Raw genomic sequence first — 23,219 nt, 5'->3', positions numbered from 1 at the left:
GTTGTTTATAATGTGGGTTTCTATTTTCATTTTTTAAGCCTGGTTAAAATACCTTTTAATCTTGTCAATTGCTTTTTCAATTTGTAGAAAATGAGCAGCCATCACGTTTTCTAATTCTAATGTCCCGCCCAGAATTAGCATTTCTTTGTTTTCGAAACGTTTTCCTAAACGATCTTCGAGCATGATTTTTTCCATACTTTGAGCCATTCCAATTTCGGTTAAAAAAGCATTTGGGTGTCCGGCTGTGCAGATTACGAGTCCGTACGGAATAGTTTTCATTCTAGGGTAATTTTCCGTTTGTCCGTAAGCATAACCAACCGAATAAACGCGGTCAAACCATCCTTTTAGTTTCGCCGGACAGTCGCTCCACCAGACCGGATATAAAAAAATAATGCAATCGGCTTTTTCAATCTTTTCATGTTCAGCCAAAATATCTTTTGAAATCGGGAGATTAATTTTAGCAAAACCTTCTCTCTCATATTCTTCTTCTGACATGTCGCTCTGGAAATTTGATGCGTATAAATCTGAAATTTCGAGATTCCAGTTTTGCTTCAAAATTTCTTTTTTTAGTTTTTCAAAAACCTGAAATGTATAAGACTTCGTGCTGGGATGACTGTAAACAATTAAGAGATTCATTTTTTGCGAATATTGAAAGTGAAATATGCTCTTTGAAACGTAATAAAGAGAGCCTAAAGTTCTCTCTATTACGAAAATACAAATTCAATTATATTATTCGGGTACAAATTCTAAAATATCTCCGGGCTGACATTCTAAAACTTTGCAGATGGCTTCGAGTGTGCTAAAACGAACTGCTTTTGCCTTGCCTGTTTTTAAGATCGAAAGATTAGAAAGGGTGAGGTCGACTTTTTCTGAAAGCTCGTTCAATGACATTTTTCGTTTTGCCATCATCACATCTAAATTTACTATTATAGGCATAATTTATATCGTTAATTCGCTTTCTTTTTGCAGTTCAATTCCTTTTGCAAAAAGCTGTGAGATGAAATATAAAATGCCCGCAAAAAATAAAAAGGCATCACCAAGTCCAATATGCTCCATTAAATTCGGCAGCTGTATTCCCATTGCAGTAAATTTTTCTGAATAAGAAACGGTTATATTGCTGAAAATACCAACAAGCAGCGAAAATCCGCTCATTTTTTGAATCAGTTTTCCAATAGTTTCATGAAACGGACTGACAAAGTTTATTTTCAGGAAAATTTGAATAACAGAATAAAAAACTAAAGCTTCTAAAATGGTAATTACCGTAAGGCAGAAAACCATAATAGAGTAATCGATCTGGTCATAAGCTTTAATTCCTGACAAGTCTAAGCCTAATGCCAGATTTTTTGCCCCGACTTCATTGATAAACATACTAACCCCATATGAGGCCAAAAGTGCACCTGCTTTTACGCAAAGCCCAATAAAAGCGATCCATGACATTACGTTCAGGAACTTTAAAATGTAAGTTGATTTTGTCGACATAATATTTTGATTTAAAATAAGTATGTCGCAAAGATATTAAAATTTATTGTTTATCAATAAATATTTTTCTTTTATTAATTAATATTTGTCTTTATTTAATTATAAGCAAAGAATTAGATTTCTATAAATGCTAAAATGTGAAATGAAAAAATGTGAGATATTTTATTTCAACCGAATTAAAACACCTTTGCGTTTCACTATGTTTTTATAGTCCCATTGAATATTTCTTGCTTTTTCGAGCCATCTTTTTAGATCGTCTATATTAATTTGATCTGCGGTTATGTAGCGGGCTTCGGCAGCTTTAAAACTTCCTTCGTTTTGCAGTTCCGGTTCATCAAAAGATTGGCCGCTCCAAAAAAGCAGTCGGACAGAATCTTTAAGTTTACTGTAACCGGCAACGGGATTTCCTTCTAAAAACCAAACCGGATGCCGATGCCAGATTTTGCTTTCGGCTTCATGCAGGAAATCGTTAATTTGAGAACTTAAAATATCACATATTTTTTTGTCTTCAATACTTTGGGAATCGTTGTATGCCTGTATTTCCTGATTCATGGTTTTTTGGTTTTATATTTAATTTATTTGCTGAGATAGCTCAAACAATATAAAAGCTCCGTTACTGGATTGTCCTATTTCTTTTGCGATAAATCCTTTTCGTTTATAAAATTCAATAGCTTTAAAATTGTTTTCCAGGCATTTTAAAGTGATGGGGAATTTAGTTACCTCAATTGCAGCTTTTAATAATGCTGTTCCAATTTGTCTGCCCTGATACTTTTTGTCCACGTACAAATGGTGAATGAAATTGGTGGGCATCCAGATTGAAATAAATCCAACTGGAATATCGTCTATAAGTGCGGTTAAAATATATTCTCCGCGTGTGTGTTTTTCGAAATCGTCTAATTGAAATGCAGCTGTATCAAGCCATAAAAAAGTACTCTGTCGTTCTTTTAAGAATAATTCTCTTAAAGCATCGTAGTCTTTATTTCTGGCTTCAACTATTTTCATGGGTAATTCTAGAGTTTTTGTCTGAAGATCTTAGACTCATTTTCGAGCATTTTTTCGATATTGAAATAAATACCATCGACTTTATACTTGCCTTTTTCGAAGCTGAGATAATCGCATTTTCCTATTAAAGACTGTCCATTTGTAGTCAGTTCAAAAATGTTTAGAAGCATATATTCGTGATCTACCAGTAAAACATGAAAACCTGTTTCGCATTGTTTTCCGTCACCGGATGATAAGATAGCGCCCACGATATTGTCAAATTTGATAGAAGTTTTTTTGGCCAGCTCTTCGTCGCCTTTTAAATGATAGATATAACTCAGAAAATTAAGCTGCTTAAGATCGAAAGGAAAAGATTCTAAAGAGCGGTTTATTAACTTGATAATCTCGTCGTAATCTTTGTTGTCGTAGGTTTCTTTGTTGTAAAACTTGCGAAGTTTTTCGTCGTCAGGTGATTTCCAGAAAGCATTATATTTGGGCTGGAAAACATATCCAAAATATAAATGACGGTATTCTTCGGTAGTTAAAAGGGTATCACTTTTTACTAATTTTTCCATTAGAACAGGATAATAAAAAGTAGATTTTTTGTCTTGGATTTCTTTTTCTATTGCTTTGTAATCAGGAGCTTTAAAAGTAATTTCCTGCGCAAAAACGGTCGTTCCAATAATTAAAAAGATTAAAAGCAGTAATTTATTAGTCATAGCATTCAAGGTTTAGATTGTGGTTTTGGTTAAACTAAAATACAAATTAATGATGAAGTTATAACAATGCTGCTTTTGAAAACGAATTGCGTTAGGGATGGAAGCGGCATCTCCCGGTTTAGAAAAACAAGGCTTTAGCCGTAGTTTTTGTTAACTGGTAATACAGCGGACAGCCCGGCCGAAGGAAACGCCCTAATTATTTTAATCAGTAATCCATTTTCCTTTTTCTTTTGCAATATCGATTAGTTTTTGGCCATGTTCCGTCATTAAGCCTTCTTTAATCATGCGTTCGGCTCTTTCTATATTGGGTTTACTCCATTTGCTGGTTTTGGGATTTCGATGAGAAAAGGTAAGATAATAACTTTCGGCATCACGTTTTTTACATAAACTGTCGATCCAGCCAAAACAGAGTGCTTCTTCTGTGGCTTCGATCAGCTTAACGCTTTCGGTTTTGCTTTTTTTATGAAATAAAATCAGCCAGACTGATTTTTCATTTAGGCTGTTTTCTGTTAACCATTTGCGCCAGTCTGCTCTGGTTTGGGCATATACTGCTAATTTTCCGTCTTTCGTTTCCATAAAACTTATTTTTTAGTAAAAGTAAAATAGGATGGTGACAACGGTTTGTCAGTAGTAAAAATAATATTAAATTATTGATTATTTGATGTCTATCCTTTTTTAGCTAAGAATTGAAATTTTTATTAAAAGTGGATGTAATAGCAGCGACAAAATCTTTTGTGTATTGTCCGGTTTCGTCTAAGTCCGGATCGAGAATTGTTATTTCCAGGCCGGTTAATTTTTGGCTTTGGAATAAATAGGAGGTAAGTTCATTAAATTCATCATACGATAAGCCGTCCGGAGTTCGGCTGTCTACGCAGGGCATTATTAAGTCGTTTAAAACATCCACATCAATATGAAGCCAGAAACCGTCAAGTTTTTTGCTTTCAACTTCCAGAAGAAAGGATTGTACAGCATTTTTAATGCCTTGAGTTCGCAATTTTTGCAGGCTTAAATACGTTGCTTTAGATTTTCTGATTTCGTTTTCGTATTCCTCATCATATTCGCGATTGCCCACACACCAAAGATTTTCTTCTTTTATATAAGGAGATAAATTGAGAATATTAGTTAGTTTATCAGCTCCGTTTCCGGTAACGATAGAAGCTATCATACCGCCGACTCCGCCAGTTTCAGATAAAGAAATATCCATATAATCAGTATGACCATCGAGATAAAATAAGCCGTAATTGCCTTTTTGTTTTAAAGCCATTGCGGTTCCTAAAAGAATACTGCAGTCGCCGCCAAGTATAAATGGAAATTTATCGGCGCTTATTAAGTTGTTTATTAAGTAAGCCTGTTCTCGGGCATAAGTAACCAATGAATCGGCGTTTAGAATGTTGGTTTCGGGATCTTTTATGCTTGAATAACGAGGCGGATCTACGCGTATGATGTTTTTTGCTTTGATAGATTTATGCAGATTGTGTCTCCATAACCAATCCGGCAGCCGATTTACGCCTGGTTCTTTTCCGGGATGAGGTTCTTTTAAACCCAAATTAGAAGTAAATTCAACGATGCAGATATCTTTCATAACCTTATTATTTACGGATAAAGTTATTAAAATAAATGCCTTTGAAATATTTTTTAACAGACCAAAAGTTATGGCACCATTAAATATGCTTCGGAGAAGCAAAATAGTTATAGCATAATTTGATTTCTCTTGCATAAAGCCCCAACGGGGCGGTATCTTTTACAGCCGATAGCTATTTCGCTCCGCTGGAGCTTCATCGTTATCGTAATTCGTTTCTATAAATATTTTGCTCCTCTGGAGCATTTTTATTAATAATTCACAGGACGTAATTTGAAAAAAAATACAACTAACGAGTTAAATCAGTAATTAACAGTGGATTGTTTTCTTTTAGTCTATTTACTAATTCTTCAACTGTTTCCGGTTTTTCTTTTAACTGCTCGTATTCTGTTTGTGTTATTCCAACGATCTGCAGAAACGAAACTTCGCCATGCGGTGTTTGTTTCTTTTCGATTTCGGGATCGTTTACAAAAAGTAAAGCCACAATATCAGTTTCTGTTTCCAGTCGAATTGGACCATTTGCAGGCATGTAATGAAATTCTTCGAACCAATTGCCACTGTCAAAAACATATTTGGCGATGTTTTGGAAAAGTGCCACTGCCCAGCTTGGGTTTCCATTATCGGGTTCGAAAGGTTTTAATCTAAAGGTAAGTTCAAATCCCCATTTGCTGAAATCCCCATTTACTTTTTCTTCATTATAATACAATTCAGAAAAACCATAGGTTACAAAATGAAAGTGATCTTCCTGATTTTTGCTTTCGTAGATGCTTACGCCGTCAAGCGGACTTTCTCCACCCAGCATGTAAGGTATTGCCGGCGCAAAATGTTTGGGTTCCTGATTGGGATAAAGGCGTTCAAACTCTTTATCAATTTCAAGCCATCCAACAGCGTCATCTTCGTTGAATTCTTTTTTGTATTGGTCTAAATCCATCGCTTTTATTTTCTGGGTTATTACAGGACAAGATATTATTTTTAGGGCAGAAAAATAAATTTATTTATCTTTTCAAGCCAAAAAGGAGCATAAAAAAAACCGGTTTGCGTGAACAAAACGGTTTTTCTATTTATGTTTATTCCAGCTTTTTAACGAGCTCATTTGTTCCCACTTCCAGAGCTTTGTAATAATCGCCTTTTTTCAATTCCGGAAGCATATAACTTGATACAATATCTTTCATTTGCTGATCGCTCATTTTAAAACGCAGTTTATCGACTCCCTGAACCTGAATTTGTCTCAATTGCTTGCTAAGAATGATTAAAATAGAAGTGTCTATTTTTAATTGAGAAACTAAATATTTATCTAAATCTGATGAATAGTCCGTTAAATCTGTGTAAGGCGCTATTGAAGGAGTTATAATGATAAGGATTTTGCTTTTTGTTTTGGTTTCTCCGGCTTTTAAAAAGTCATTCAAATTTTTTAGCTGAGCTGAAGTAAGGATTTTTTCAAAATCGTTTACATAATCGTATGATTTTGCAAATGTTTTTACTCCTTCCGGATTAATTTGTGCAAAAAGAAGAGAGGGTAAAAAAAGTGAAATTGTTAAAATGAACAATAATTTTTTCATGGCAGATATGTTTTGGGTGCCGCAAAATTAGTTCTTTATTATTAAAAATCAGTCTCTAAATTGTTACTATAAATTAATTTTATTTTCATAAAATAAAAAATCCGATTTATGAAAGTAAATCGGATTTTAAGACTGAATATTACAGCAAAGGAATCAAGTGTTCCCAGTTGAGTTGTTTTGCAAAATCAAATGCTGTTTTACCGTTAAGGGTCTCAGCTTTAACATCAGCTCCTGATTCGAGTAGAACTTCGATAGAAGTTTGGTTTCCTGCGATTGCTTCGCGATGCAGAAAAGTATAACCGAGTTCATCTTTGGCACTAAGTTCTTCAGGATTATTTTTTACAAAATCAATAAGACTTTCTCGCATGTTTTTGCTCATTGGATGTTCTATGAGGTTTTCCGGTTTTTCTTTTTGATCTGAAACGACCAGAATGTCATCGTAATCTCCAAAATCTAATCCCCAGGCTTCGTCGTGCTGTTCTCTTTCGTCTTCGCTCATTTCTGAGCGCATGGCGTGTATTGTAAAAGCTCCGTAGGTTTTGCCCTGACTGGCAAATAACCAATCGCTGATTTGATTGACTGGTATTTGTACTTCATCGCCATTACTCACATTGGTTAATTCGTTGGGCTGATTTACTAAAACTCCGTATATGTTTTCACCATCAAAATTGATGTCGTTGATCCACATGTGTTCTACTACGGTTTCTCCGTCTATTTCCTGAGTAAAAGCAAGTTTTACGCAGGCTACGTCTAATCCCGGAATTATTCGGCGGTATTCCCACGATAATTCTCTCCAGAAATATTTAAAGGTTTCCTGTGCTTTTTTGAATGCTTCGATCATTTTTGGATTTTCTCCGTCGGCAAAAAATATGGGTGTGTTTTCCATTACTGATATTTTAGAATTATTTTCTTATTACGTAAATATAATTTTTTTGGCAGAAAGGAAAAAACGACTTTTTGATTTTGTGAGTTTTTTATTTAGATAAAAACCAAAAAATCCGACCTGCTTTCGCAAATCGGATTTTTAAATTGAAAATTATATATAACCGTAAAACGGTATATTTTTACAAGTGAATTACTTCGCCGTAAGCATCTGCAACAGCTTCCATAACAGCCTCGCTCATTGTTGGGTGAGGGTGGATAGATTTAAGGATTTCATGACCTGTAGTTTCTAATTTACGAGCTACAACCGCCTCAGCAATCATATCTGTAACACCAGCACCAATCATGTGGCATCCTAACCATTCTCCGTATTTAGCATCAAAGATTACTTTTACGAATCCGTCAGCAGCACCTGCAGCTTTTGCTTTTCCAGAAGCTGAGAATGGGAATTTACCAATTTTTAATTCGTATCCTTTTTCTTTTGCTTGTTTTTCAGTTAAACCTACAGAAGCGATTTCAGGAGTTGCATAAGTACAGCCCGGAACGTTTCCGTAATCGATTGGATCTACGTGTAATCCTGCAATTTTTTCTACACAGTTAATCCCTTCGGCAGAAGCTACGTGAGCTAATGCCTGACCTGGAGTAACGTCTCCAATTGCGTAGTATCCTGGAATATTAGTTGCGTTGTAAGCGTTTACTAAGATTTTATCTCTGTCAACAGCGATTCCAACTTCTTCTAAACCAATATTTTCGATGTTAGTTTTGATTCCAACTGCCGAAAGTACGATGTCAGCTTCAAGAATTTCTTCTCCTTTTGCTGTTTTTACCGTTGCTTTTACGCCAGTTCCTGTAGTATCGATTTTCTCTACAGAAGAGTTTGTCATGATTTTTACTCCTGCTTTTTTCATAGAACGTTCCATTTGCTTAGAAATGTCTTCGTCTTCAACAGGAACAATGTTTGGCATAAACTCTACGATAGTAACTTCTGTTCCCATAGAATTGTAGAAGTGAGCGAACTCAACTCCAATCGCTCCAGAACCTACGATGATCATAGATTTTGGCTGCTCTGGTAATGTCATTGCCTGACGGTACCCGATTACTTTTTTACCATCTTGAGGTAGGTTTGGAAGCTCACGAGAACGTGCTCCGGTTGCGATGATAATGTGATCAGCGCTGTATTCAGTAACTTTATTGTCTTTATCAGTAACGTCAAGTTTTTTTCCTGGTTTTAGTTTTCCAAAACCTTCGATAACGTCAATTTTGTTTTTTTTCATTAAGAATTGAACTCCTTTGCTCATTCCGTCAGCTACACTGCGGCTTCTTTGAACAACAGCAGGGAAATCTTTATCAAATTCAGAAACTTTCAATCCGTAATCAGAAGCGTGTTTTAAGTAATCAAAAACCTGAGCAGATTTTAGTAATGCTTTTGTTGGGATACATCCCCAGTTTAAACATACACCACCAAGATTTTCTTTTTCAACTACAGCTACTTTAAAGCCCAATTGTGATGCTCTAATCGCAGTTACATATCCGCCAGGACCACTTCCTAAAACAATAACGTCGTATTTCATTTTTTTGGTTTTTAGTATTTACAATCGAAAAGGAGGTAGATATTTCCGAAACTCTCCTGCCGATTTTCTCTTTTGTTATTTGTGCTTGCGAATTTAAGGATTTATTTTAAAAAACGCTTGAAATTTTATTTTTAGACATTCAGATTTTGATCTTTTCACAGAAACTTAAGTAATTGTGAATTGTAAATTGTGAATTATGAATGAAATTTCAGATTTAGAAGTTAAATCTAAAATTAAATGTAGATGCTCTTATCGGGATCGGTCAGTAGTATAATTTAAGATCAAAAAATGACAAAAAAAAGTAAAGCCACAGATTACACGGATTTAACAGATTTTTCGAATCCGTTTGATCTGTGTGATCTGTGGCCAAAAAGAAAAAAACTTTAAACTTTTACATGTCCCCAATTTTCACCGCTGGCAATTCTGCGTATCTGCATTTCGCTTACGCCAAATTGTTTAGCGATCATTTTTAGACGCGTTTTTTGTTCCGGTCTTGCTAATATTTTTTTAATTAACATGACTTTTGTAGTGGTTAATTTTCGTCCGTCGGCTTTTAAGTTGTGCTCGATCAGGTTCTTTTTGGCCTGAATTACACGCGGACTTTTACGGCTGTGCGCCATCATTTCTTGTTTTGTTGCCCAGCGCAGATTGCTTACATCATCATTGCTTCGGTTGTAGTCAAGATGCAGGACATAGGTCTGTTCTTCAGATTCTTTTGGAATAAAATAGTGAGCAACTAATTTGTAGAGAAATAAATATTTATTGATGATTTTCTCGTCTTTTTTGACTTTAAATCTAAAAGTTGGATATCCATCGCTTAATCCGCCTTTTAAGATTCGGCCATTTTCAATTTCGTCGGTAAAGCTTATTAATCTTCCTCTGTTTGAAATGGCATATTTAAGTTGTAGTGAGGCGTTTATTTCTATTTCTTTGAATACTTCGTTAGGATAAAATCTATTATGTGGCATTTTCTTTTTCATTTAAATTTGTCTCTCAAAGATAAATAATTCAGAAATGTGGAGTGCTATCTTGCTGGTTATGAAGTATCAATTTTATGATTCTTATAACGCTATTTTAACGTTTTAAAATGCTTTTGACAGTTTTTAGGCAGATTTTAAATCACAAATTATGAATAATGCAGTTTTTGATTTTAGGCAAAAGTGAAAATTTTAAGAATAAAAGTGCTTCAATTATTGATCGAGCCAGTTTTTGAAATTGTTTATTTCTTTTTTACTGATCATAATAGGATCATTTTCGACTGCTGGAACAGTAAGAATTAATTCGATTTTTTGATTTGAATGTTTTATAACTTCTTTTATAATATTTCGGTTTACGATATATTTTCGGTTCACTTTAAAAAAAGTAAACGGATCAAGGCTGTTTATAATATCTGTAAGGGTGTTGTTATATAAATAGCTGTTTCCAGATTTGAGATAAATGAATAAATGTTTTCCTGATGCTGCGAAATAGGTGATTTCAGACTCGTTTACTGAAATTAGCTTATATCCGTGGTTAACGAGAAAATGACGCTGTATTTTGCTTGTTTCGGGATTTTCTAATGCAACTAAAGATTGTAGTGCAGCATCGGCATTAAAACTGTCTTTTATTTTTTTGAATTTGGATAAGGCTTCTAATAATTCCTGCTCTTCATAAGGTTTTAAAAGGTAATCAATTGTAAAATGTTTAAAAACCGATATGGCATAAGAGTCATAAGCGGTGACAAATATTACAGGGCAGGAGATAGTTGCCTTTTCGAATATTTCGAGACTTTTTCCGTCGCCTAGATGAATATCCATAAATGCTAAGTCAACATTGTTTTGGGTAAAGAAAAGGACGGCTTCTTTTACAGATTTTAAAACGGTAATTTCAGCTATCTGCAAAATATCCTGTTGTTCTAAAATAGATTTTAGATAACTGGAAGCAAGATATTCGTCTTCGACAATGGCAATTCTCATTTTCCTTTTATAATAAAGTTAAAACGTATCATTTTAATTTAGGCGACTCTTAATGATTTTGCAAATATAATTGTCTCGGGGTTTTATACAACATTTTTAAAAACAAAAAAGGCCCAGTTTTGCAACTGGACCTTTTTCAGGATTTAATAGGTATTATAGATTGGGATTGTTTAATCTCGCGTTTGCCGGATAAATAATCGTATAACGCGGATCGTTTTGTATCAATGTGTAATCGTCACCATTAAAAGTATGAACGATTTGTTTTTGTGTTGTTCTTCTTAAATCAAGCCAACGGTGCCCTTCAACAGCAAATTCACGTTGTCTTTCTGCTAAAATGAAGTTAGTTAAATCTGCTGCATTCATTGCATTAATATCACTTTCAAGCTGTGTGTAACCTGCTGCAGTATATCTGTTTTTGATAAAGCTTAAAAGGGTTGCTTTAGCATCAGCAATATTATTCAATTTTAATGATGTTTCTGCTTTTGTTAAATACAGTTCAGATGTTCTAAACGTACATTTTTGGTCATCATTACCGCCTTTTTGAATTCTGAAACGGCTTCCGCTTGCTAAGAAGTATAGAGGAAAACGCAAATCGGTTGTTTTGTCGTAAGCTGTAATTAACTCAGTTGAGGCGTATGTAGCTCCTTTTAATCTGTTAATATATCCATCTTCTAAAGCTAAAATAGATTCTTTTGAATCGTATTTTGTTGCAAAAACAGAAGTCGCTTTTAAATCAACTAAATTGTTGTTTATTGCCAACGCTTTATCTGCAGCATCTAAAGATTTCTGCCATTGCTGTTGATGTAAGTAAACACGGCTTTCTAAGCTGTATAATGCAGCTTTTGAAAAACGATAATTGATACCTTTTGTCTGCGAATTTAAATTGATTAGTTTTTCCGCTTCCTGCATATCAGCAATAATTTGATTGTAAATTATTTCAACACTTTGAGGAACAAAAACCTGCTCTAAGTCAATTTCTAAGGCCAATGGAACTCCTTTATCTGAAGCAGCAGTTGCAGCATTGTAAGGTTTTCCGAAAAGGTTAACCAAATCAAAATAAGCCATTGCTCTTAAAGCATAAGCTTCTCCAATTAATTGATTTCTTTCTTCAGAAGCAGCTACTTTTTTTGAGGCTTCATTGATCACTACATTCGTGTAGAAAATTACATTGTATAAATCCTGATATGGGAATTCTCTTGTAATACGATCCGGGTTGGCATCTTTCCAAATAAAAATGTCTTTATAGAGATTGATATCTTCGTTAAATTCATCCAGTTTCAATTCATCTGTACGAAGTGTTGTTAATGCTTTGTGTTCAGGATATTTTGAATATCCTGATGTTAATACCGCACGAAATTGTTCTTGTGTTTCTGGAATAACTCGTCCAACAGGAGTAATATCCAGATAGTCATCGCAGCTTGTTACTGCAATTGCGGCAACAAAAAGTAATATGTATTTTGAGATTTTTTTCATCTTTAATTTTATTAGAAAGTTACATTACATCCTAAAGTAAATGATTTAGGAACTGGCTGTGCATAAATGTTTCCGTAAGTTTCAGGATCAAAATATCCTTTAAAATCAGAACTGATTACAAATAAGTTTCTTGCTTCAACATTAAGTCTGATGCTTTGAATATTAATATGATCTGTAAATGTTTTAGGTAATGTGTAACCTAAACGCATACTGCTCAATCTCATATAACTCATTTCGCTAACCCATGTATCTAAATAATTATTCCAGTTTAAAGGAGTGTTACTAGAGAACCACTGGTATGCCATCCAAGAATCTCCTTTACCAGAATCTTTACCATTAATTCCTGGTAAATTTGAAGAAGTATTTGTTGGAGACCATGCATTTAAAATATCAGTAGAATAATTTTGTCCTCTGTCTACTTGAGTTCCGCTGTAAGGAGGTGTCTTTACAACAGTTTGTTTTAAATTGAAAGCCGCTGCAATTGTAAAATCAAAATTACTTACTTTAAAAGTATTTGTAAGACCTCCAGTGAATTTGGGATCTCTATCACCTAAGTACACAAATAAATCTCTGTATTCTGCTGGAGTTAAAGAAGAATCTGTAAGTTCTCCAGGGAAGAAATCTGCATAAGGATCATACAATTTGAAGAAAGTTTGTGCATTTACTGTTTCGCCATTTTTGTTTACAAATAAAGGGTAACCATTTTCATCGATTCCGTTTGTTTTTAATCCAAAGACAGCGTTTACAGGAAGACCTTCTCTACTTGGAAGAAAATCAGTATCGCGTACTGCAATACGATCTACGTTACTTTTATTATGAGCAAAGTTGATACTTGTGTTCCATTTAAAGTTTGGACGGTCGATGTTTCTTGTTGACAAAGTAATCTCATAACCTTTATTTGTTACTTGTGCCCAGTTCAAGTTACTATAATCAAAACCATTTTCTAAAGGAAGTGCTCTAAAACCAATTAAGTCAGAACTTTTTCTTCCGTAAAGATCAGATACAATGCTAATACGGTTGTTGAATAATCCAAGATCGATACCTAAGTTGGTATTAGTTGTTTTTTCCCAGCGTAATTTATCATTTGGCGGGCTTTCAACAGAAATTATCTGCTCTGATTGTCCAGGTAAAATACTTATGTTTTTATAGCTTCCCACTACGAAAGGTGAAGTGTTTTTGTCAATATTACCTTGTAAACCATAAGAAGCACGAAGTCTTAAGTTAGATACCGTTAAATTGTCTTTTAAGAAATCTTCTTCAGAAACTGTCCATGAAGCAGAAGTTGACCAAAGTGGCAAGTACTTGTATTTTGGATCTACACCAAATAAATCTGAACCATCATATCTTACACTTCCAAATACGCTGTATTTTCTATTGTAAGTATAGGAAGCTGTAGCAAAAAATGAAGCAAATGCATTTTCATTTTCTAGTTTCTGATAAGGTCTGTATATCGCATCATTAGCATAAGTGGCATTTGGAAACATAATTGGCTTAGTAGTCAAAGTGTTTTTATCAAATCCAAAACCTTTTGTAGCAATAGTAGTATTGTAATTTCTTCTTAACTCATTACCAACCATAACTTCAACTTCGTGTTTTTCTCCAAAAATTTTAGAGTAATTCACCATTGTTTTTAGATTGTATTGGAAAAAGTTAGTATTTGAGTTTTGAATGATACCACCATCTGGCAAGAAATAATTGAAAGCTCCATTTGTAAAGTAACGAGATCTTTCTTTTTCTTTTCTAGTGTAGTAAGTGTTTTTATCCGCAAATTTTTCGCTAGATGTATTATCTAACTGTAAGCCTAATTGAGAAGTAACTTTTAAATCTTTAGTAATTTTGTATTCAACATCTAATAAGGCTTTTATAGCTCTTGTTTTTAAATCGTTAGATGTGTTTGCTCTTTCTTCTAAAATGTTGAAAGGCACATAACGATCTGAGTAACCCGAAATATCTTGGTCATATTTGTAACTTCCGTCTGCATTGTAAGGAGTTAAATATGGATTTACATTTCTTGAGTAACTACCTGGATTTGTGTAAACATCAGTATCTGATAAGTATGATGAAGTTTTGCTTTCAGAACCAAAGATTCCAACTCCAACTTTGAATTTATCTGTGATTTCAAAATTGTTTTTCAAAGTTAAATTGTAACGTTTGAAACCAGTTCCAATAGCTGTTCCTTTTTCATCATAGTATCCTAAAGAGAAATAGTAATCTGATCTTTCTCCACCACCAGATAAACTTAAACCGTGCTGCGTATTGATCGCAGTTTGGTAGATTAAGTTACCCCAGTTTGTATTGTTGTTTCTTAAATCATTGATTGATTGTTGTGTTTCAGGGCGTAAAGAAGAAAATCCTCCTGCTCTGAATGCATTTAATTCATTTGATCCATTAAGGATTCGAGAAATTTCTCCAGCGTTATCTCTGTAAGTTAAATCAGAACGACTAGCCATATCAAGTTCTAAATCAACTTTTTGGCTTGCATTCATTAAGTTTAATTTACCAAAATCAGGTCTTTGTGTAATAAAGGTATTGGTGTTAAAGTTTACCACCATTTTACCAGCTCTACCTTTTTTAGTAGTTACAACGATTACACCATTTGCAGCACGAGCACCATAAATAGCAGTTGCAGCGGCATCTTTTAAGATCGTAATATCTTTAATATCGTCTGGGTTTAAACCTGCGATTGAAAAGTTATTCAATTGATCGATATTGTCTTTGTCGTAGTTTTTAGGAACATCATTTCCTTCTAGAGGTAATCCGTCCAAAACCCAAAGAGGATCCTGAGAACCAGAAAGAGAAGCTGTACCCCTGATTCTGATTTTTGCTGGTGCTCCAGGCGCTCCAGATGGAGTACTTACAGCAACTCCGGCAATTTGTCCTACCAGTAATTGGTCAATGCTGGAAACCCCAGTCTGCTGGATTGCGGCCATATCAATTTTGGTAACCGCAGCAGTAAGTTTTCTTTTCTCAATTTTTTGGTAACCCGTTACTACAACTTCCTGAAGTTTTGCAGTTTCAGATTTTAAGTTAATTGTATAGTTTTTTTGAGCAGATAATTCAAGAGTATACGATTTGTATCCCATGAAAGTAACTCTCAATGAAGTGATATTTTTTCCAATTTTCAAAGTAAATTTACCATCAAAATCTGTAGTAGTTCCAATTCCTTCACTTTGAATAATTCCTGCTAAAGCAGTTTTATTTGAAATGGAATTATTTTCAACGAAGATAGACGCACCAGGAATTGGCGACTGATCTGCTTCATCTAAAATGATCCCCGTAATAGTTCGGTTTTCCTGCGAGTATCCTGCGATGGCCAGGAACAGCAGTAGGGCATGTAGAATTTTTTTCATGTTTTGGTTTTTGTATTAAAAGGTTGTATTATTCAGGGCTTTTTCGATTCTTTGTATTAAATCGAAGTAATGGTTTTGGGTCGATTGATCTCCTGTGTTCTTTTTTAGTTTTAATAAACGAAGCACTTTTGTTAATTCTCCTTTTTTATCGGAGGTTACTTCTGTAACCCTTTTTAAAGAGTAGTTATTAATGTTTCTTACCATATGTGCATCATCTAAAGAACATAAATGAGGCATTTGTAATGTTTCTTGTATTTCGATTGTTTTTTTAGCATCCGTTTTCTCAAACAATTTATTTGTCGAAATAATTAAAACATCTACATAATTCTTTTGTGTCATACGCTCGAGAATAGTAAGTGATTTGTTTTGGATAGTTCCTGCAAATACAGTTTGATGTAATTTTTTAAACAATTCATTTACGGTAAAAACCTTCTCATTGGTTTTATTTCGCTGGTATAATTCATTTTCTGTCATTCGAAGCAAACGATCATCATATAATAAACTATACATAACATCGTACTGTAATTCTCTTGCCAGCGTGTATGGCGTGTACTCATAAGGTCCAATAGGAGAATATTTCAGCGGATTTGTTTTGTCTAAAATGTCATTGAAAAACAACCACTGCGGAATCGTAATTACATTTTTAATTAAATAATCGGTCGCTTTTTTCTGCATTGCAGCAGGAACCGGAACATAACTTTGTTTGTTATCTCCATGAACGGTTGTGTTTAAGTAAACACCGCCAATATTGGCTGTTACATGATGATTGTACATGTTCCATTGTCCTATAGTTCCAATATATAGATTACCAGTTTCCTGATAAGGCTGATCTTTATCGTATGTCCAGTTTATGATATTATCCACAACACGTTTTAAGTTTTTCAAACCGTATTCGCTTGCTTTTACAGCATCGTTTCCTAAGTCTTCAGACTGTGAACGAGGATCAATTGCAGGACCTGACTGCTGTTCGCCGTAAAAATAAATGGGGTCATTTTGATGTTTTGTAAGTAAGGCGTTTAGTTTAGCTCTTTCGTTTTCGTTAGGCGAATACCATCTGTAACCCCATTCTATTGCATATTTATCATATTCTCCAATTTTTGGAGTTATAACCGTAACATCATCTTCTGGCTGCGCTACATAATTGTAACGGGCATAATCCATGATAGATGGCGCTGTTCCGCCCATTTTTGCTGTGAATTCTTTAGATCTTAAAGATTCTACATCATAAGCAAAAGAAGAGCCCATGTTATGTTTTAGGCCAAAAGTATGGCCTACTTCATGAGACGATACAAAACGAATTGCTTCTCCCATGTGTTCATCGCTGAATGTATTGCCGCGAGCTTTCGGGTCAATTGGTCCAGTCTGAATACGCATCCAGCTTTGAAGCGAAGTCATTACATTATGCCACCAGATAATATCGGCTTCGATAATTTCACCGCTTCTTGGATCAACCACAGATGGTCCCATTGCGTTTGATTTTGGAGATGCTGCATACGTAATAACAGAATAACGTACGTCATCAATATCAAAATCTAAATCTTGTTCAGTAGGTTCTTTTGCAATAACGGCATTTTTAAATCCCGCTCTTTCAAAAGCTGCCTGCCAATCGCGTACCCCATCAATGATATTCTTTCTCCATTGTTTTGGAGTTGAGGGATCGATGTAATAAACGATTGGTTTTTTCGGCTCTACTAATTCACCTTTCAAATAACGTTCTTCATCTTCTTTTTTAGGTTCTAAACGCCAGCGGGTAATCAATTCTTTTTCAAGCATCGCCTGCTGTGCATCGGCAAAATACCAATGCTTTTCAGTAAAATAACCAATTCTTTTGTCAGAAAAACGAGGTTTCATTGGAGTTTTATCCAATAAAATAATATTAGTTGTCACTCCAAGCGTAATGGGTAATGTAGCACCTCCATCGCTGAGTGATGTTGTCATTTGTGATTTTACAACAATGTTTTTAGGGAAAGATTTTAGTCCTTCTATATAGGATAAATCAGATTTTACAGAACCGCTTAAGCCAATGCTGCCCATTACATCATTAAAGCTTTTTTGTTTTCCGTCAAAAATCTTGTTTACTTTAATTACAACCGCGCTCGAATCGTTGTTTTTGGTTTCGATATCAAAAACTTCAATAATAGATTCGGCAAAATTATCAATTACAGATGCTGTAATGGCATCTTCTTTAGGAGAAGAAACTTTAGGCTGGTATGTCTTTACCCAGACTTTCTTTGCAATTGTATCTTTATAAAAGGAAATAACTTTATTTTCATAATTCATTCCTTTATTTAATCCGGCTTCGTTAATATCATAAGGAACCTGAGATAATTTGTTTACAATTAGAAATTCTCTTTTAAACAAACTATCCTGAATTTCGAAATATACATCGGTTTTAACCTGAATGATATTGAATAGTCCTTTTTTAAGTGTTCCCTTTTTTATCAGGTCACTATATTTTTTGCCTTTTTTGGCATCAGTAGAATCTTTTTTTACGATTTCAGTTTCTGTTTCTTTTTTCTTTTTCTTTTGAGAAAGAACTGTAACAGGAATGAACAATAATAAAATTAGTAAGCAGAATAATTTTACATTATGCAGGAATGCCTTTTCCTTCATTTTGATGTTAAGTTAAAGTTAATTTTCGTCGAAACTATTCGATTTTAGTTCAGAAAAAAAACAAAACGGAGTGAATGGCTTTTTTTTAGGAGTGAATGGCTATTAATGGCAGAATACATACGAATTTGCCGTCATTTTCTGAGGTGGTTAAATTGGTTCTGGAGTAGAAGTTATAAATGCTTAACAAGTATTTTAATCCAAAATTTGTACCGGGTTCACTATGAATCTTTTTTTGAAGATTATTAGTGATTATTACCTGATCTTTTTGAATTAGAATTTCGGTCGTTAACGGATTTTCGTGTGTTGCCATATTATGCTTAATAGCATTCTCTACCACTACCTGAAATGCCAGATACGGAATAAACTTATCGAGGGCTTCGTTGTCTTCAATTTTAATAGAAAAGAATAATTCTTCCTTAAAACGAGTCTGCTGTAAAAAGATATATTTTTCTATAAATAATAATTCATCCTTAAGCGGTACAATATTTTTTTGCGGCGGATCGATCAAATAGCGATAAATACGAGAAAGATTCAAAGTGAATTTCTGCGCGGTTTTTACATCGCTTCCCACTAACATATAAAGTGAGTTGAGCGAATTAAACAAAAAGTGTGGATTAATCTGCTCTTTTAAATGCTGGAGCTGAATAAGTGCTTTCTCTTTTACGATTTTTTCATTTTCTACAAGAAGTCGGTTTTTTTCTTTAATCGCAATTCCTTTTTCTCTATACGCACGTCTGTTTGCGTAAGAAAACAAATAGAAAATAAGCAAAAGCATTATGGTAGTAATTGAATATATCCAGGTTGAATATTTTTCAATTAATGCTGTATTCTCGTTAATAATATTTTTTGGAAAATTGACACATACAAACCAATGCGAATTTTTAAGATCTAATTTTTTTGTAAATCGGATAACATCCAGTCCTAAATATTCAGACAAGGTGACTCTTTTTACATAATCCTGCTTTTTAGGAAATATAGTGTCAATTGCATGGGTAGAGGAAATTTCATAAATATTTTTACCTATAAAATTCGATTCGGGATGATAAATACATCTTCCTGATCTATCAAAAATAAAAGCATAATTATTAGTCGATTTGATATCTACAGTAGAAAAATAATCAACAAGTTTTTTTAAGTTGATGTCGTAGCCGTAACGTACTATTGTGTTTTTTGAAATGAGTTTAAAATAAATTCTCCAAACCCATTCTTTTCCCTGCGGAATAATAACGTTGATATGATTTTGATCTTGATCTTTATTTTTTTGGATAAAATCTTCGACATCTTTTTTTAGGACATCAGAAATAGAATCAGTTCCAAACTGAATTTTATTATCATTTATCTGAAACCAATTATCGGCTACCAATGAATTGGTGTTTTGTACCGAAGATAAAACATGTAAGTTTGAGGCCAGTTCTTCTGGCCGGCTTATTTTTAAAACGTGCTTTATCCTGTTTTCCTGTTCCAGAAATTTTGAGAATTCCTGCGACAAAAATTCCTGCTTTTTAATAAAGTTACGTTGTGCTGACTCTTCATTCGCTTTTTCGGTAAGATCAGTAATCAAATTACTCAATATATATACAGAAGAAACAGTAATAAGAATGGAGACGGCTATATAAATCAAAAATGCGCGTCGGGATGTTATTTTTTTTAATCTAAATCTCAAAAGTATTTTATAAATTAATTCGCAACCGAGAATTGAGAATCGTATAAGTTTTTATAATACCCATCCGTTTTCGTTAACAATTCCTGATGCGTTCCTTGTTCCACAATTAGTCCTTTGTCCATAACCACAATTTTATCTGCATTTACAATTGTCGCCAAGCGATGCGCAATAATGATAGAAGTTCTACCTTTTGTAATAGTTTCAGTTGCGCGCTGAATCAGTTCTTCAGAATAGGTATCGATTGACGAAGTTGCTTCATCCAAAATCAAAATACTCGGATTACTTACATACGAACGCAAAAAAGCAATCAATTGTCTTTGGCCTGATGAAAGCATTACACCGCGTTCTTTTACATCAAAATCATAATTATCCGGAAGACTCATAATAAAATCATGAACACCAATTTTCTTTGCAGCATCCAGAACCTGCTCGCGGGTAATTTCGGGATTATAAAGTGTAATATTGTTGTAAATAGTATCGGCAAATAAAAATACATCTTGCAAAACTACAGCAATTTGTTTTCGGAGTGAAGCCAAAGTATAGTTTTCGATATTTTGGCCGTCAATATATATTGAGCCGCTGTTAATTTCATAAAAGCGATTAAGCAAATTAATAATTGTTGATTTTCCAGCACCTGTAGAACCTACAATCGCTACAGTCTGTCCGGAAGCTACAGACAGATCAATGCCTTTTATAACTTCTTCTTCGGGAATATAGCTGAAACGAATTTGTTTAAATTCGATACTTCCATCAAAAACCGGAGCTTCAAGTGTTCCTGTATCCTGAATATGATCCTGTGTGTCAATCACATCAAAAACACGATTAGCTGCAATCATTCCTAACTGCATCTCGTTGAACTTATCTGCAATTTGCCTTAACGGATTAAAAAGCATCCCGATAAACATTGTATACGAAAACAAATCCCCAAAAGTGGTAAAATGATCGCCATTCAAAATCTTGAATCCGCCAAAAACAACCACTAATCCTAAAGTGATCGACGAAATAATATCGGCAATAGGAAAGAAGATGGAGTTGTAAAGAATTGTTTTAATCCATGCAACACGATGTTTGTCGTTTATTACCCTGAAATTTTCGGCTTCGATTTTTTCACGGTTAAAAAGCTGTACGATTTTCATTCCGGTAACACGTTCCTGAACAAATGAATTCATATTGGCAATCTGTGTACGAACTTCTTCAAAAGCAACCTGCATTTTGCGCTGGAAAATTCGGGTAATGTAAACCAGAATTGGCATTGCCACAACTACAATCCAGGTTAGTTTCCAGTTCATGTAAAACATAAAAATCAACACCACCAGCATTTTCATCAAGTCGCTTATAATCATAAATAACCCCTGACTGAAAATACGAGCGATCGACTCAATATCCGAAACTGATCTGGTAACTAATTGCCCAACCGGAACCAAATCAAAATACTTCATTCTAAAACTTAAAATGTGTTTGAAAAGTTTCGTTCTGATGTCTTTTACAATATCCTGCCCAAGCCAGTTTGCCCAATATACAAAGTAAAATTGTGAAAAGACTTCCATTAAAAGTACAGCACCCATCAAAATAATATAAAGAAGTAATCCTTCTTTGTCGTGAGTCTTGATATAGCCGTCGACCGTTTGTTTTAATAAGTAAGGTCTAAGTGCCGCAAAAACCGAAAGCGATACAGCAAAAATAATCACGCCATAGTAACGCCACTTATAAGGTTTTGTATATTTTAAGATTCTTTTAAATAATCCGGTATCAAATGCTTTTGCTTTCATTTTTTTTTTGATGCTTTAAGCTTTAGGCTGTAAGCTATTAGCAGTAAGCAGTAAGAAATAAGTCTAAAGCCTATTGCCTAAAGCTTAAAGCTTATAAATAGTCGTAATAAATTTTGGTTAAATATAAACCGTGTGCCGGGACCGAAAATCCGGCTTTTTCTCTGTTCTTGCTGGCAATAATATTTTCAAAATCTTCCAGCGTAATTTTGTGTAAACCAATATTAATCAAAGTTCCCACAATCGCCCGAACCATATTTCGTAAAAACCGATTCGCTGAAATTGTAAAAACCAATTTGTTATTTTCGTTTTTCCAATAGGCCTCAAAAATCGAGCAGTCAAAAGTATTGACATCTGTATTCACTTTTGAGAAACACTGAAAATCGGTATGTTTTAATAAAATCTTTGCTGCTTCATTCATTAAATTAATGTCTAGCTTTTGATTTACATACCAGCTCAATTCCTCTAAAAACGGATTCTTAACCATATTGATATGATATTCGTAAGTTCTTTTCGTAGCATCAAATCGGCAGTGCGCATCATCATGAACTTTTATAAGATCATAAACTGCGATGTCTTTTGGTAAATACGAATTGAGTTTGTGTACCAAAACAGGAACATCAATTGGATTTTCAAAATCAAAATGCCCGTACATTTCCTCGGCATGAACACCCGTATCTGTTCTTCCGGCTCCCATTACATTTATAGTCGAATTCAATAAAACCGAAAGCGCCTTGTTTAAGGTTTCCTGAACAGATGAAGCGTTCGGCTGAAACTGCCAGCCATGGTAATGAGTTCCGTTATAAGCAAAATGAATAAAATATCTCAAGGTAAAGATTCAAAGGTTTTGAGGTGCAAAGGTACAAAGGTTTTTTTTAAAAGTTGCTGAGTTGCTAAGATACTAAGGTTCTAAGTTTTTTAATCAACTAAGATTCTAAGTTTTTTATGTTTAAAATGATTGATTTGCTATTAAACTAATAAAACAGCAGTGTGTCTCCAGAAAAAAAACTTAGTATCTTAGAGCCTTAACCACTTTTAAAAAAACCTTTGTACCTTTGCATCTACGAGTCTTTTGAATCTCAGAAAGAGAAAAACTCAGAACCTTAGCAACTCAGCATCTTAGCTCCTTAAGAATGAAAAAAATCCTCCTTCTTTCCGATACTCACTCTCATATCGATGATACCATTTTAAAATATGTGGCTCAGGCCGATGAAGTCTGGCATGCCGGTGATATTGGAGATTTGCATGTAACCGACACTATAAAAAAGCTAAAACCGCTGCGTTGTGTTTACGGAAATATCGATGATGCGCAGGCAAGATTAGAGTTTCCGCTTCACAATAGGTTTTTATGCGAAAATGTTTCTGTCTGGATCACACATATTGGAGGGTATCCTGGAAAATACAATCCGGCTATTAGAGAAGAAATGGCATCAAATCCCCCTAAATTATTCATCTGCGGACATTCGCATATCCTGAAAGTAATGTTTGATAAAAAGAATAATCTACTGCACATGAATCCCGGTGCGGCAGGCAAAAGCGGTTTTCATCAAATGAGAACCATGCTGCGTTTTGTTATCGACGATGATAAAATAAAGGATTTAGAAATTATCGAAATAGGTAAAAAATAAA

The 23,219-nt window shown here is 34.3% G+C and carries 21 protein-coding genes; 1 reads left to right on the top strand and 20 read right to left on the bottom strand.

Annotated features, from left to right (window positions below; translation table 11 throughout):
- Window positions 1-33: 33 nt before the first annotated feature.
- From BKM63_RS22765 to truA, 20 genes are all read right to left on the bottom strand, one after another.
- A complete protein-coding gene (locus BKM63_RS22765; protein ID WP_071638867.1) occupies window positions 34-636 on the bottom strand; it encodes an NAD(P)H-dependent oxidoreductase in 603 nt (200 codons plus the stop codon).
- A gap of 93 nt (window positions 637-729) precedes the next feature.
- Entirely contained in the window at window positions 730-936 is a 207-nt protein-coding gene (locus BKM63_RS22760) for a helix-turn-helix domain-containing protein (protein WP_071638866.1), read from the bottom strand.
- A gap of 3 nt (window positions 937-939) precedes the next feature.
- Window positions 940-1,479 (bottom strand): hypothetical protein, encoded by a 540-nt coding sequence (locus BKM63_RS22755; RefSeq protein WP_071638865.1) that lies wholly within the window; start codon window positions 1,477-1,479, stop codon window positions 940-942.
- Window positions 1,480-1,641: 162 nt separating this feature from the next.
- Window positions 1,642-2,031, bottom strand: coding sequence for a DUF1801 domain-containing protein (locus BKM63_RS22750; protein ID WP_071638864.1), 390 nt, complete (start codon window positions 2,029-2,031; stop codon window positions 1,642-1,644).
- A gap of 18 nt (window positions 2,032-2,049) precedes the next feature.
- Window positions 2,050-2,481: a GNAT family N-acetyltransferase gene (locus BKM63_RS22745; protein ID WP_071638863.1), complete on the bottom strand. Its 432-nt coding sequence runs from the start codon at window positions 2,479-2,481 to the stop codon at window positions 2,050-2,052.
- An 8-nt stretch (window positions 2,482-2,489) separates the two neighbouring features.
- On the bottom strand, window positions 2,490-3,179 hold the full coding sequence (locus tag BKM63_RS22740) for a DUF4919 domain-containing protein (RefSeq protein WP_071638993.1): 690 nt from the start codon (window positions 3,177-3,179) through the stop codon (window positions 2,490-2,492).
- A 201-nt stretch (window positions 3,180-3,380) separates the two neighbouring features.
- On the bottom strand, window positions 3,381-3,755 hold the full coding sequence (locus tag BKM63_RS22735) for a YdeI/OmpD-associated family protein (protein WP_071638862.1): 375 nt from the start codon (window positions 3,753-3,755) through the stop codon (window positions 3,381-3,383).
- 103 nt (window positions 3,756-3,858) lie between these two features.
- Entirely contained in the window at window positions 3,859-4,761 is a 903-nt protein-coding gene (locus tag BKM63_RS22730; protein ID WP_071638992.1) for an arginase family protein, read from the bottom strand.
- Between the two features lie 286 nt (window positions 4,762-5,047).
- On the bottom strand, window positions 5,048-5,689 hold the full coding sequence (locus BKM63_RS22725) for a suppressor of fused domain protein (RefSeq protein WP_071638861.1): 642 nt from the start codon (window positions 5,687-5,689) through the stop codon (window positions 5,048-5,050).
- Window positions 5,690-5,825: 136 nt separating this feature from the next.
- A complete protein-coding gene (locus BKM63_RS22720; RefSeq protein ID WP_071638860.1) occupies window positions 5,826-6,317 on the bottom strand; it encodes a TPM domain-containing protein in 492 nt (163 codons plus the stop codon).
- 139 nt (window positions 6,318-6,456) lie between these two features.
- The gene (locus tag BKM63_RS22715; RefSeq protein WP_071638859.1) at window positions 6,457-7,203 is read right to left on the bottom strand and encodes a DUF2314 domain-containing protein; all 747 of its coding nucleotides are present in this window, start codon (window positions 7,201-7,203) and stop codon (window positions 6,457-6,459) included.
- Window positions 7,204-7,381: 178 nt separating this feature from the next.
- Complete coding sequence (gene lpdA, locus BKM63_RS22710) at window positions 7,382-8,770, bottom strand: dihydrolipoyl dehydrogenase (protein WP_071638858.1); 1,389 nt, start codon at window positions 8,768-8,770, stop codon at window positions 7,382-7,384.
- A gap of 383 nt (window positions 8,771-9,153) precedes the next feature.
- Window positions 9,154-9,738 carry an NUMOD4 domain-containing protein gene (locus BKM63_RS22705; RefSeq protein WP_071638991.1) on the bottom strand — a complete coding sequence of 195 codons (585 nt, stop codon included), beginning with the start codon at window positions 9,736-9,738 and terminating at the stop codon, window positions 9,154-9,156.
- A 222-nt stretch (window positions 9,739-9,960) separates the two neighbouring features.
- A complete protein-coding gene (locus BKM63_RS22700) occupies window positions 9,961-10,725 on the bottom strand; it encodes a LytR/AlgR family response regulator transcription factor (protein WP_071638857.1) in 765 nt (254 codons plus the stop codon).
- Between the two features lie 153 nt (window positions 10,726-10,878).
- A complete protein-coding gene (locus tag BKM63_RS22695; protein WP_071638856.1) occupies window positions 10,879-12,198 on the bottom strand; it encodes a RagB/SusD family nutrient uptake outer membrane protein in 1,320 nt (439 codons plus the stop codon).
- 11 nt (window positions 12,199-12,209) lie between these two features.
- Entirely contained in the window at window positions 12,210-15,548 is a 3,339-nt protein-coding gene (locus tag BKM63_RS22690) for a SusC/RagA family TonB-linked outer membrane protein (protein ID WP_071638855.1), read from the bottom strand.
- A gap of 15 nt (window positions 15,549-15,563) precedes the next feature.
- Window positions 15,564-18,161 (bottom strand): zinc-dependent metalloprotease, encoded by a 2,598-nt coding sequence (locus BKM63_RS22685; RefSeq protein WP_071638854.1) that lies wholly within the window; start codon window positions 18,159-18,161, stop codon window positions 15,564-15,566.
- 85 nt (window positions 18,162-18,246) lie between these two features.
- A complete protein-coding gene (locus BKM63_RS22680) occupies window positions 18,247-19,722 on the bottom strand; it encodes a histidine kinase (RefSeq protein WP_242661218.1) in 1,476 nt (491 codons plus the stop codon).
- 116 nt (window positions 19,723-19,838) lie between these two features.
- Complete coding sequence (locus tag BKM63_RS22675; RefSeq protein ID WP_071638852.1) at window positions 19,839-21,593, bottom strand: ABC transporter ATP-binding protein; 1,755 nt, start codon at window positions 21,591-21,593, stop codon at window positions 19,839-19,841.
- Between the two features lie 91 nt (window positions 21,594-21,684).
- Window positions 21,685-22,419 (bottom strand): tRNA pseudouridine(38-40) synthase TruA, encoded by a 735-nt coding sequence (gene truA / locus BKM63_RS22670; RefSeq protein ID WP_071638851.1) that lies wholly within the window; start codon window positions 22,417-22,419, stop codon window positions 21,685-21,687.
- A gap of 304 nt (window positions 22,420-22,723) precedes the next feature.
- On the opposite strand from truA, the gene BKM63_RS22665 reads away from it, so the two are divergent.
- Window positions 22,724-23,218, top strand: a complete 495-nt coding sequence (locus BKM63_RS22665; RefSeq protein ID WP_071638850.1) for a metallophosphoesterase family protein — start codon at window positions 22,724-22,726, stop codon at window positions 23,216-23,218.
- Window position 23,219 lies beyond the last annotated feature (1 nt).

Origin of the sequence: Flavobacterium johnsoniae (assembly GCF_001879205.1) — a bacterium.
Taxonomy (GTDB): Bacteria; Bacteroidota; Bacteroidia; order Flavobacteriales; family Flavobacteriaceae; genus Flavobacterium; species Flavobacterium johnsoniae_A.
Note: the sequence above shows the minus strand (reverse complement) of the source record. Positions and strands in the feature narration are given on the sequence as shown.

Bases quoted from the DNA above. Each gene is read 5' to 3' on its own strand.
- BKM63_RS22700 (WP_071638857.1), bottom strand. From the start codon at position 10,725: ATGAGAATTGCCATTGTCGAAGACGAATATCTTGCTTCCAGTTATCTA.
- BKM63_RS22745 (WP_071638863.1), bottom strand. From the start codon at position 2,481: ATGAAAATAGTTGAAGCCAGAAATAAAGACTACGATGCTTTAAGAGAA.
- BKM63_RS22705 (WP_071638991.1), bottom strand. From the start codon at position 9,738: ATGCCACATAATAGATTTTATCCTAACGAAGTATTCAAAGAAATAGAA.
- BKM63_RS22690 (WP_071638855.1), bottom strand. From the start codon at position 15,548: ATGAAAAAAATTCTACATGCCCTACTGCTGTTCCTGGCCATCGCAGGA.
- BKM63_RS22750 (WP_071638864.1), bottom strand. From the start codon at position 2,031: ATGAATCAGGAAATACAGGCATACAACGATTCCCAAAGTATTGAAGAC.
- BKM63_RS22685 (WP_071638854.1), bottom strand. From the start codon at position 18,161: ATGAAGGAAAAGGCATTCCTGCATAATGTAAAATTATTCTGCTTACTA.
- BKM63_RS22755 (WP_071638865.1), bottom strand. From the start codon at position 1,479: ATGTCGACAAAATCAACTTACATTTTAAAGTTCCTGAACGTAATGTCA.
- BKM63_RS22730 (WP_071638992.1), bottom strand. From the start codon at position 4,761: ATGAAAGATATCTGCATCGTTGAATTTACTTCTAATTTGGGTTTAAAA.
- BKM63_RS22735 (WP_071638862.1), bottom strand. From the start codon at position 3,755: ATGGAAACGAAAGACGGAAAATTAGCAGTATATGCCCAAACCAGAGCA.
- BKM63_RS22720 (WP_071638860.1), bottom strand. From the start codon at position 6,317: ATGAAAAAATTATTGTTCATTTTAACAATTTCACTTTTTTTACCCTCT.
- BKM63_RS22675 (WP_071638852.1), bottom strand. From the start codon at position 21,593: ATGAAAGCAAAAGCATTTGATACCGGATTATTTAAAAGAATCTTAAAA.
- lpdA (WP_071638858.1), bottom strand. From the start codon at position 8,770: ATGAAATACGACGTTATTGTTTTAGGAAGTGGTCCTGGCGGATATGTA.
- BKM63_RS22665 (WP_071638850.1), top strand. From the start codon at position 22,724: ATGAAAAAAATCCTCCTTCTTTCCGATACTCACTCTCATATCGATGAT.
- BKM63_RS22715 (WP_071638859.1), bottom strand. From the start codon at position 7,203: ATGGAAAACACACCCATATTTTTTGCCGACGGAGAAAATCCAAAAATG.
- BKM63_RS22740 (WP_071638993.1), bottom strand. From the start codon at position 3,179: ATGACTAATAAATTACTGCTTTTAATCTTTTTAATTATTGGAACGACC.
- BKM63_RS22765 (WP_071638867.1), bottom strand. From the start codon at position 636: ATGAATCTCTTAATTGTTTACAGTCATCCCAGCACGAAGTCTTATACA.
- BKM63_RS22725 (WP_071638861.1), bottom strand. From the start codon at position 5,689: ATGGATTTAGACCAATACAAAAAAGAATTCAACGAAGATGACGCTGTT.
- BKM63_RS22695 (WP_071638856.1), bottom strand. From the start codon at position 12,198: ATGAAAAAAATCTCAAAATACATATTACTTTTTGTTGCCGCAATTGCA.
- BKM63_RS22760 (WP_071638866.1), bottom strand. From the start codon at position 936: ATGCCTATAATAGTAAATTTAGATGTGATGATGGCAAAACGAAAAATG.